The 10,044-nt window shown below is 43.8% G+C and carries 9 protein-coding genes and 1 tRNA gene; all 10 read left to right on the top strand.

Annotated features, from left to right (window positions below; translation table 11 throughout):
- The first annotated feature begins 191 nt into the window (after window positions 1-191).
- Window positions 192-2,549: an ATP-dependent DNA helicase gene (locus LJE09_RS16110; RefSeq protein WP_022380421.1), complete on the top strand. Its 2,358-nt coding sequence runs from the start codon at window positions 192-194 to the stop codon at window positions 2,547-2,549.
- Between the two features lie 125 nt (window positions 2,550-2,674).
- Window positions 2,675-4,168: a serine hydrolase gene (locus LJE09_RS16105; protein ID WP_022380422.1), complete on the top strand. Its 1,494-nt coding sequence runs from the start codon at window positions 2,675-2,677 to the stop codon at window positions 4,166-4,168.
- Window positions 4,169-4,350: 182 nt separating this feature from the next.
- Window positions 4,351-5,625 carry a sn-glycerol-1-phosphate dehydrogenase gene (locus LJE09_RS16100; protein WP_055151915.1) on the top strand — a complete coding sequence of 425 codons (1,275 nt, stop codon included), beginning with the start codon at window positions 4,351-4,353 and terminating at the stop codon, window positions 5,623-5,625.
- Between the two features lie 2 nt (window positions 5,626-5,627).
- Window positions 5,628-6,110, top strand: a complete 483-nt coding sequence (ispF, locus tag LJE09_RS16095) for a 2-C-methyl-D-erythritol 2,4-cyclodiphosphate synthase (RefSeq protein WP_025581017.1) — start codon at window positions 5,628-5,630, stop codon at window positions 6,108-6,110.
- A gap of 27 nt (window positions 6,111-6,137) precedes the next feature.
- Window positions 6,138-7,547, top strand: coding sequence for a cysteine--tRNA ligase (gene cysS / locus LJE09_RS16090; protein ID WP_055151918.1), 1,410 nt, complete (start codon window positions 6,138-6,140; stop codon window positions 7,545-7,547).
- A 5-nt stretch (window positions 7,548-7,552) separates the two neighbouring features.
- On the top strand, window positions 7,553-8,011 hold the full coding sequence (locus LJE09_RS16085; RefSeq protein ID WP_055053764.1) for a Mini-ribonuclease 3: 459 nt from the start codon (window positions 7,553-7,555) through the stop codon (window positions 8,009-8,011).
- Complete coding sequence (gene rlmB / locus LJE09_RS16080) at window positions 8,008-8,745, top strand: 23S rRNA (guanosine(2251)-2'-O)-methyltransferase RlmB (protein ID WP_008705522.1); 738 nt, start codon at window positions 8,008-8,010, stop codon at window positions 8,743-8,745. The genes LJE09_RS16085 and rlmB overlap by 4 nt, the downstream gene beginning before the upstream one ends.
- A gap of 115 nt (window positions 8,746-8,860) precedes the next feature.
- Window positions 8,861-9,463 carry an RNA polymerase sporulation sigma factor SigH gene (sigH, locus tag LJE09_RS16075; RefSeq protein WP_049947391.1) on the top strand — a complete coding sequence of 201 codons (603 nt, stop codon included), beginning with the start codon at window positions 8,861-8,863 and terminating at the stop codon, window positions 9,461-9,463.
- Window positions 9,464-9,576: 113 nt separating this feature from the next.
- Window positions 9,577-9,648, top strand: a tRNA-Thr gene (locus tag LJE09_RS16070).
- A gap of 172 nt (window positions 9,649-9,820) precedes the next feature.
- A partial coding sequence (locus tag LJE09_RS16065) for a hypothetical protein (RefSeq protein ID WP_227311550.1) occupies window positions 9,821-10,044 on the top strand: 224 nt, incomplete at its 3' end.

Here is a 10,044-nt window from a genome sequence, read left to right as displayed (position 1 = left end):
CCTCCGGGCAGGATCGCACTGCGACGGAGAGGAATTATGTCGCTGAAGCGACCCGTTGCAGGCGGAGAATTCTGCAAGCAGGATTTTTTCTTAAATTCAGGAGTTTTTACATGATGATGAATTCTGTGTTATAATGAACGGACGATGTTGGGTAACTATTTGATAGCTATTGTTGCGTGAGGTGTTTTGATATGGATAAGCCGGTGGTTCGTATTTCCGTCAGAAATCTGGTGGAGTTTATATTAAGAAGCGGGGATCTTGACAACCGGGGAGGATCTTCTGACAGAGAAGCAATGCAGAAGGGCAGCAGACTGCACAGAAAAATACAGGGCAGGATGGGAAGCCATTACAGAGCGGAGGTCTCTCTTAAATATAAAACAGAATATGAAGATGTAAGTATCCAGGTAGAGGGCAGGGCTGACGGAATTTTTACAGAGGATGGACAGTGCTGGATCGATGAGATCAAGGGTGTCTATGCAGATGTCAGTCAGTTGGAAAAGCCTGTGGAGGTTCACCGTGCACAGGCAATGTGTTATGCCTGGATCTACGCACAGGAGCAAAAACCGGAGAAGATCGGAGTGCAGATGACATATGGGAATCTGGACACAGAGGAGCTTAAGTTTTTCAGAGAAGAATATACGCTGGAAGAACTCGGACTGTGGTACCAGAATCTTTTGGACAGGTATCATAAATGGATCGCATACCAGTTTGCATGGAAAAAAGAACGGAATGCGTCCATGAGTGATCTGGAGTTCCCTTTTGAATATCGTGAGGGACAGAGAAAAATCGTATCCGGTGTATATCACACTATATCCACAGAAAGACAGATTTTTGTCCAGGCACCTACAGGAGTAGGAAAGACCATGTCCACGATCTTTCCGGCAGTGAGAGCAGTTGGTGCAGGACTGGGGGAAAATATTTTCTATCTTACAGCAAAGACCATTACCAGGACTGTGGCTGAAGAAGCTTTCTCCATATTAAAGGAGCATGGACTGAAATTTAAAGTGATAACCATTACCGCGAAGGAAAAGCTGTGCTTCTGCGATAAAACAGAATGCAATCCTGAGAACTGTCTGTGGGCGAGAGGACATCTGGACAGAGTGAATGATGCTGTTTTTGAACTGTGGACCACGCAGGACAGCTATGACAGGGATACTCTGCTGGAATATGCGAAGAAATGGCAGGTGTGTCCCTTTGAAATGTGTCTGAATCTGGCAGTCTGGGTGGACGCTGTGATTTGTGATTATAATTATGTATTTGATCCCAATGTTTATCTGAAAAGATTTTTCGGGGAGGGTACTTCCGGAGAATACATTTTTCTGATCGATGAAGCTCACAATCTGGTGGACAGAGGAAGGGAAATGTACAGTGCTCATGTGGACAGAGCGGACGTACTGGAGGCGAAGAAGCTGGCTGCTGATTACAGCAAAGGTTTGGTGCGAGCACTGGAAAAAGTGAACCGACAGCTTCGAACTCTGGAAAAGGAGTGTACAGAGTTCGAAATCCTGCCAAATCCCGGAGCGATTTCTCTGGGAATGCTTCAGGTGATGGGGGAGATGGATAAGCTTCTGGAGGAACTTCATGGAAAGGAACTTCCGGAGCAGCTGCTGGAGTTTTATTTCTGCGTGAGAGATTTTCTGAATATTGATGAACTTCTGGATGAAAATTATGTGGTTTATACAGAAATGGGAGAAGGGGGAAAGGTGATTCTGCGGCTTTTCTGTGTAAATCCTGCAGCAAATATTCATAGATGTCTGGAAAAGGGAAAAAGTGCGGTTTTCTTTTCTGCGACCCTGCTTCCCATGGATTATTACCGTACACTTTTAAGCACCAGAAAGGATGACTATGGGATTTATGTGACCTCTCCTTTCAGGCAGGAGAACAGGTGCATTCTCACAGGACGGGATGTGAGCAGCAGGTATACCAGAAGAGGATATGAGGAATATCACAGGATCGCATCTTACATTGCCAGAACTGTATGGACAAGAAAAGGAAATTATATGGTATTCTTTCCTTCTTATAAATTTATGGAGGATGTTCTGGAGGTGTATGAGAATGAGTTTTCAGCGGAATGGGTTCGCTGTATTTCGCAGACATCGGGAATGAATGAGAGGGAGAAAGAGGAATTTCTGGAGGAATTTTCTGCATCAGAGGGAACGCTGGTAGGATTTTGCGTGATGGGCGGGATTTTTTCAGAGGGGATTGATCTGATGGGAGAGAAGCTGATCGGAGCAATCATCATAGGGACTGGTCTTCCTCAGATTGGAACAGAAAGGGAGATCCTCAGGCAGTATTATGATAAAAAGGGTGTGAATGGATTTGATTATGCATACAGATATCCGGGGATGAATAAGGTGCTGCAGTCAGCCGGGCGTGTGATCAGAACCCAGGAGGACACAGGGATCATACTTCTTCTGGACGAGAGATTTGCAGGGAAAGATTACAGGAATCTGTTTCCTGCTGAGTGGTCTGACAGGGGAAACTGTACTTTAAATACTGTGGAAGAACAGCTGGGAAGCTTCTGGAACAGGATAAGAAAAAAGAACTGAACACTGATACTGAGATTCTGGTCTTTGCTGGAAAAAAGATAAAAATCTTGCTATCCTGAATAAAACAATATATACTTTGCTTACTGTGAATGGGATGTGAAAAGAAACCGTAAAAGGAGTTTTGCATGAGAAAAAATAGACAAACAGCGAAATATCATATTAAAAGTTATATCATAGCCGGAAGTCTGGCCGGAGCCATTTCCATGGCACTGGCTTTGCCGGTTCCTGTTATGGCTGCACAGCAGAGCCTTGCATCTGTCACCGGGCAGGCACAGATTCAGCCCATGGGAGACGGAAGTGGCAAATATATGATGAAGAGTGACGGATTTTACTGCCTGGATGTGAATGGCGCCGGAAGTACCCAGGCGGAGATCCATTATTTTCAGGATTATGAGATAGACGGAACTGTATTTGACGGATATTATTACCATGATACAGATGGGAAATTCAAAGCCTGCAGTCCTCATATGGAGCATCTGAAAGGTGTTGCAGTGTTTGGGGATAAGACAGATGAGGAAGCTGATACACAGAATGCCCAGGAGGCAGAGAAATTTGACGGATATTACTTTGTGAACAATCTGGGGCGTCTGTCAGCAGCACCGCAGGTAAGGTATATTGACAATCTGGCAATAGACGGGATTACTCTGAATGGATATTATTATTTTGATGAAAATGGCAGACTGGTAACCGAGCCAGGTATCCATTCACTTGAGATGGACTGTTATGAGATGAATTTTGACGGAAGTTATTATTTTGGCGGTACAAATGGCGCCCTGCTTCAGGAAAGCACAGTGACGGATGATGGTTTTATTGTGGATGATACGGGAAAGATCGTGAATATGGATGATCTTGGGATGGATAATCTGAAGCCTCAGCTTGAGAAGATGCTGTCCGGATATCAGGGAACCTGGAGTGTTTATGTGAAAGACCTTAATGAAGAAAAGGAAATCCTGATCAATGATACTTCCCTTTATTCTGCAAGTCTGATCAAAGCCTTTGTAATGGCAAAGACATATGAGGACATGGAGCAGGTAAAGGCAGATGAGGCAAAGAAATTAAATACTGCAGATACAAAAACTGTAGATGTAAAATTAAATGACCTGCTGTGGAATATGATCACAGTCAGTGACAATGAATCCTGCAATGAACTGGTGAAGCTTCAGACAGATTCCCTTGATTTCAAAAAAGGTGCGGAGGATATTAACAAATATCTGGAAAAAGAGGGCTATACAGAGACAAGTGTGCAGCACACCCTCCATCCTGCAGCATCCGCACAGGAGAGTCTGGGTGGCAGAAACATGACTTCTGTAAAAGATTGCGGCACTCTGCTTGAAAAAATCTACAAGGGGGAATGTGTCAGCAAAGATGCATCAGAAGAAATGTTAAATCTCCTGTCAAATCAGGAAAACACCTGGAAAATCCCCCAGGGACTTCCGGATGGAATAAAATCTGCCAACAAGACCGGCGAGACAGACCAGGATCAGCACGATATCGCAATTGTCTATGGCGAAAAGACAACTTATATCCTATGTGTGATGTCTGAAAACTGCCCGGAGAGTACGGCGGTGACGAACATACAGAATATTTCAAAGATTGTATATAATTATTTGAACCTGTAGCCGCCAGACCTGCGCGGAATGATTGATTTTTACAGGAAAATCATGTATAATACCAACGAACTATGCCTATAGAAAAAAAGTTTAACCGAATCAGGCTGTGAAACAACTATTCAATTATGAGCAGATAGTCAAACGGATGATTTTATCCGCTTGATTCAGGAAAGTCAGGAGGAAGAATTTAAATGCGAGTTGATGCGGACGATTTTGCCCGACCTTGCAGCTGCGGCAGGGAACACCAGATTGCAGTGAAAGAGATTTTGATAGAAGCCGGAGCTGTAGAGAAGCTTGAAGAAGAGATGTCAGAGGGAATGCTCAGAGAGTACATATCCCCGCTGGTCATCTGCGATACCAATACCTATGCGGCAACAGAAGAACTTATGGAGGATATCTATGACAGGTGCCAGGTACTTGTTCTGGATGCAGAGGGACTTCAGGCAGACCGGCATGCAATAAAAATTGTGGAGAACAACATGGAAGAGGATATTGACCTGATCCTTGCAGTAGGAGCAGGCACGATCCATGATATCAGCCGTTATATTGCACATAATTACAAAGTACCTTTCATTTCAGTGCCTACCGCAGCAAGTGGAGATGGATTTGTAACAACAGTAGCAGCAATGACCCTGGATGGGGTAAAGAAGACTGTGCCTTCAGTAGCTCCGATCTGTGTATATGCAGATACAGATATTTTTTCAAAAGCACCACAGCGCCTGACTGCAGCCGGGATTTCAGATCTGATGGCGAAATACATCTGTCTTGCAGACTGGAAGATCGCGAACCTGGTCACCGGAGAGTATTTTTGCCACGAAACTGTAAAGCTGGAAGAGAAAGCGTTAAAAACTGTGAAATCTTCGATTCAGGATATTACAGAGGGAGAGGAAGATGAATGCGAACAGCTTATGTATGCATTGATTCTTTCCGGACTTGCAATGCAGATGATCGGTAATTCAAGGCCTGCGTCCTGTGCAGAGCACCAGGTCACACATCTGTGGGATATGGAAGTGATCAATGGTCCGCTGGATGCACTTCACGGAGAGAAGGTTTCTGTAGCAGCACTTCTTGTACTGGAAGAATACAAGCGTATCGCTGCAGCCATCACACAGGGAAGATGTCACGCAAAACCCTATGAGAATGAAGACGAGGAGCTTCTGAAAGAAACTTTTGGAAAAAAAGGACTTCTGGAAGAAATAAGAAAAGAAAACGAGCCGGAATTGTTAGAAACTATTTCACCCCAGCATCTGGAAAAATGCCTGCATGGGATAGAGGAGATTATTGATGAGCTTCCCAGCGAACAGACTATGTTCCGTTTGCTGGAGAAAGCCGGATGTGCGAAAACCGTTTATGATATCGGACTCGATGAATCGGCTGTTTTGCCAAGCCTCAGACTTGCTCCTTATACAAGGAGACGGTTAAGCTTATTGAGAATCAGCAAGATGCTGGATATAAGAGGAGAATGATTATGCGTGTTGGAATGGGATATGATGTACACAGACTGACCGAAGACAGAGATCTGATCCTGGGTGGTGTGAAGATAGACTGGGAAAAAGGTCTCCTGGGACATTCAGATGCAGATGTACTGATCCATGCAGTTATGGATGCACTTCTGGGAGCTGCTGCACTGGGCGATATCGGAAAACATTTTCCGGATACAGACCCTGTATATAAAGGAATTTCCAGTATTCTGCTGCTGGAACATGTGACGAAGCTTTTGAGAGAGCACCATTATGAGATCGGAAATATAGATGCAACGATCATTGCACAGAAACCAAAGATGGCACCTCATATTCCACAGATGAGAGCCAATATGGCGAAAGCAATGGGAATCAATGAGTCTCAGCTGAACATTAAGGCCACTACAGAGGAAAAACTGGGATTTACGGGAAGAGAAGAAGGAATTGCATCTCAGGCGATCTGTCTTCTTAATGAAAGAAAAGAGAGTTAATGATAGAGAAAACTGGAGGAATAAAACATGAAACTTTTTAACACACTGACACGTAGAAAAGAAGAATTCGTACCTCTTGAAGAGGGAAAAGTTCGTATGTATGTCTGCGGTCCGACTGTATACAACCTGATCCATATCGGAAATGCACGTCCGATGATCATCTTCGATACCGTACGCCGATATATGGAATACAAAGGATATGAAGTAAACTATGTTTCCAATTTTACAGACGTAGATGACAAGATCATCAAGAAAGCAATCGAAGAGGGCGTAAGCGCACAGGAAATTTCCGAGCGTTATATTGCAGAGTGTAAGAAAGATATGGATGGCATGAATGTAAAACCTGCCACAACCAATCCGCAGGCAACACAGGAAATCGACGGAATGATCAGTATGATCCAGACTCTGGTTGATAAGGGATATGCTTATCCGGCAGCAGACGGTACTGTTTATTTCAGAGTTAAGAAGTTCAAAGAATATGGCAAACTTTCGCACAAGAACCTGGATGATCTGCAGTCCGGCTTCCGTTCTCTGCAGGTATCCGGTGAAGACCAGAAAGAAGATCCGCTGGATTTTGTTCTCTGGAAACCGAAGAAAGAGGGAGAACCATCCTGGCCTTCACCATGGTGTGACGGACGTCCGGGATGGCATATTGAGTGTTCTGTTATGGCGAAAAAATACCTTGGTGATGAGATTGATATCCATGCAGGCGGAGAAGACCTGATCTTTCCTCACCATGAGAACGAGATCGCACAGAGTGAATGCTGCAACGACAAAATCTTTGCAAAATACTGGATGCACAATGCATTCTTAAATATTGATAATAGAAAAATGTCCAAGTCTCTTGGAAACTTCCGTACTGTTCGTGAAATCAGTGAACAGTATGACCTGCAGGTGCTTCGTTTCTTCATGCTGAACGCACATTACAGAAGTCCGCTGAATTTCAGCGCAGATCTGATGGAAGCTGCAAAGAATGCATTAGAGCGTATCACAGATGCAGCAGCAAACTTAAAGGATAGAAAAGCAGCAGCACAGACAGACACAGCAACAGATGCAGAGAAAGAACTGCTTGCACAGGCACAGGAATTCGTAAAGAAATTTGAAGAAGCTATGGATGATGATTTCAACACAGCAGATGCACTGGCAGCAATCTTTGAACTGGTTAAATTTGCAAATACAAATGTATCAGAGGCAAGTTCCGCAGAATTTGCAGGAGCACTTCTTGACACAATGGTGAAATTATGCGATGTACTTGGTCTGAAGGCTGTGAAAACAGAAGAAATCCTTGATAAAGAAATCGAAGACCTGATCGCAGAGCGTCAGGAAGCAAGAAAAGCAAAGAATTTCGCAAGAGCAGATGAGATCAGAGATGAGCTTCTGGCTAAGGGAATCATCCTTAAGGATACCCGCGAGGGAGTAAAATGGAAGCGAGCTTGAATAATATGAGTGAGATAAACGGGCTTAATGAAGAGAGTTTAAGTAGTTTGAAAGGTTTGCTTAATCAGGTATTTCATTTGGAGGATAAAGACTTACGCACCTATTCTCCGCTGACATTGGCGTATATCGGAGATGGCGTCTATGAACTGGTGATCCGCACGATCCTTGTAAAAAAAGGCAACTGTCCGGTAAACCAGCTTCACAGAAAAGCCAGCAGTCTGGTTAAGGCAGGAACTCAGTCTTCCATGATGGAAGTGATCGAGCCCATGCTTACAGAGGAGGAACACAGCGTTTACAGAAGAGGAAGGAATGCTCATTCTCCTACAATGGCTAAACATGCAACCATGGCAGACTACCGCAGGGCAACAGGGTTTGAAGCTCTGATGGGCTATTTATATTTAAAAGATGATTTCAGCAGGATCATAGAACTGGTCCGTGCAGGGATTGGAGAGGATAAGATATGAGTGAACAGATAGAAGGACGCAATGCGGTTCTGGAAGCGTTTCGTTCCGGCAAATGTGTAGATAAGCTTTTTATCCTGGACGGATGCCAGGACGGACCGGTCCGCACTATTGCCAGAGAGGCAAGAAAAAAAGATACGATTATTAACTATGTGGCAAAAGAACGTCTGGATCAGTTAAGCGAGACAGGCGCACATCAGGGCGTGATCGCTCAGGTGGCAGCCTATGAATATGCAAGTGTAGAAGATATTCTTGCGAAGGCAAGGGAAAAAGGAGAAGATCCCTTTATCTTTATCCTGGATAATATTGAGGATCCTCATAATCTTGGTGCAATCATCCGTACAGCAAACCTTGCAGGTGCACATGGGGTGATTATTCCCAAGAGAAGAGCAGTTGGCCTGACTTCCACAGTTGCCAAGACTTCAGCAGGTGCATTAAACTATACACCTGTTGCAAAAGTTACCAATCTGGGACATACCATCGATGAACTGAAAGAACAGGGCATGTGGTTTGTATGTGCAGATATGGGCGGTGAAACCATGTACAATCTTAACCTGACAGGTCCGATCGGCGTAGTGATCGGCAATGAAGGTGAAGGTGTAAGCAGACTGATCCGTGAGAAGTGTGATTTCGTGGCATCTATTCCTATGAAGGGTGACATTGATTCCCTCAATGCATCTGTGGCAGCCGGAGTACTTGGATATGAGATTGTACGTCAGAGACTGCAGAAGAAGTAAGTTTATCTCAGACTGCTTGAATTTTTGCAGCAGAAAATTATTCCACAATATTGTTATGCTATAAGAAGCCCTCTGGGCGAATGATAGAGATTTTCAGAAAAACGGAAGGGTTAAATTGATGAAACAGTATGACGGAATTAAAGATGAAGAATTAATTTCCCGTTTCAAAAACGGGGAATCAGAAATCCTCGACTATCTGATGGAAAAATACAAGAACATGGTCCGCAAGAAAGCAAGGACCATGTTCCTGATAGGCGGGGAGAACGATGACCTGATACAGGAAGGCATGATCGGACTGTTTAAGGCAGTCCGCGATTACCAGCCGGACAGGGATGCTGCATTCCAGACCTTTGCCAGTATATGTGTGGACAGACAGATCTACAACGCCATCCAGAGTTCCAACAGGCAGAAGCACCAGCCACTGAATTCCTATATTTCCCTCAGCGAACAGGATGGGGAAAATGAAGAACATCTTGGAGATAACTGGGGAGAGAACCCGGAGTCTATCATTATTGACCAGGAGAATGTCCAGGATCTGGAGCAGGAGATAACAGCAACGTTAAGTCCAATGGAGAACCAGGTTCTTGAATATTATCTGGCAGGAAACGGATACGGAGAGATTGCCCGGATCATGGGAAAAACACCCAAATCCATAGATAATGCATTACAGCGTATCCGAATCAAGATCAGAGAGCAGTTGGAGCAATATCAAAAATAGAAAGATATCTGTATAAAACTCAAAAATAAAAATCAAAAAGTTAAAAATAGGGATTGACAATACAAACAAGTTCTGGTAGTATATTTAAATGTGAGCGGTAAATCCGACACAATGCTGATGTGGCTCAGAGGTAGAGCACTTCCTTGGTAAGGAAGGGGTCACGGGTTCAATTCCCGTCATCAGCTTTTTTTATTGCTTAAAAATAAAGGATTTCTTGAACTTCAGTAACTCAAAAGTAATCAGAACAGAAGTTTTGATATACTTCTAAGAACTGTTTGTACTTCCAGAATGACAAGAGATATGTTATACTTACAGTGTTGTCCAACCGATACCCGGCAACGGGAGGAGGTGAGTTTCTTGTCTGCCATAAAAAATAAGAAGAAGCCCCCAGTATTCGCACTACTGAGGGCTTCATTCTTTTTGTCTACATGGACTTGCTATTTCTTTTCGCCTACTGGCATTATAGCATATGCAGATCAGGAAATCAATATGCAAGTGATTCTGAAACATTCTGAAACAAATAAAAAGTTACTGTTCACACACCACTGTCCCGCGAGGTGTTTTGGCATGAATATGCCAAA

It is taken from the genome of Blautia sp. DFI.3.45, assembly GCF_020593505.1.
GTDB classification, from domain to species: domain Bacteria; phylum Bacillota; class Clostridia; order Lachnospirales; family Lachnospiraceae; genus Blautia_A; species Blautia_A wexlerae.
Note: the sequence above shows the minus strand (reverse complement) of the source record. Positions and strands in the feature narration are given on the sequence as shown.

What these genes read in the sequence shown, in the direction of transcription:
- cysS (WP_055151918.1), top strand. Translation starts at nt 6,138, where the DNA reads ATGAAACTTTTTAACACACTGACACGTAGAAAAGAAGAATTCGTACCT.
- ispF (WP_025581017.1), top strand. Translation starts at nt 5,628, where the DNA reads ATGCGTGTTGGAATGGGATATGATGTACACAGACTGACCGAAGACAGA.
- LJE09_RS16105 (WP_022380422.1), top strand. Translation starts at nt 2,675, where the DNA reads ATGAGAAAAAATAGACAAACAGCGAAATATCATATTAAAAGTTATATC.
- rlmB (WP_008705522.1), top strand. Translation starts at nt 8,008, where the DNA reads ATGAGTGAACAGATAGAAGGACGCAATGCGGTTCTGGAAGCGTTTCGT.
- LJE09_RS16110 (WP_022380421.1), top strand. Translation starts at nt 192, where the DNA reads ATGGATAAGCCGGTGGTTCGTATTTCCGTCAGAAATCTGGTGGAGTTT.
- LJE09_RS16100 (WP_055151915.1), top strand. Translation starts at nt 4,351, where the DNA reads ATGCGAGTTGATGCGGACGATTTTGCCCGACCTTGCAGCTGCGGCAGG.
- LJE09_RS16085 (WP_055053764.1), top strand. Translation starts at nt 7,553, where the DNA reads ATGAGTGAGATAAACGGGCTTAATGAAGAGAGTTTAAGTAGTTTGAAA.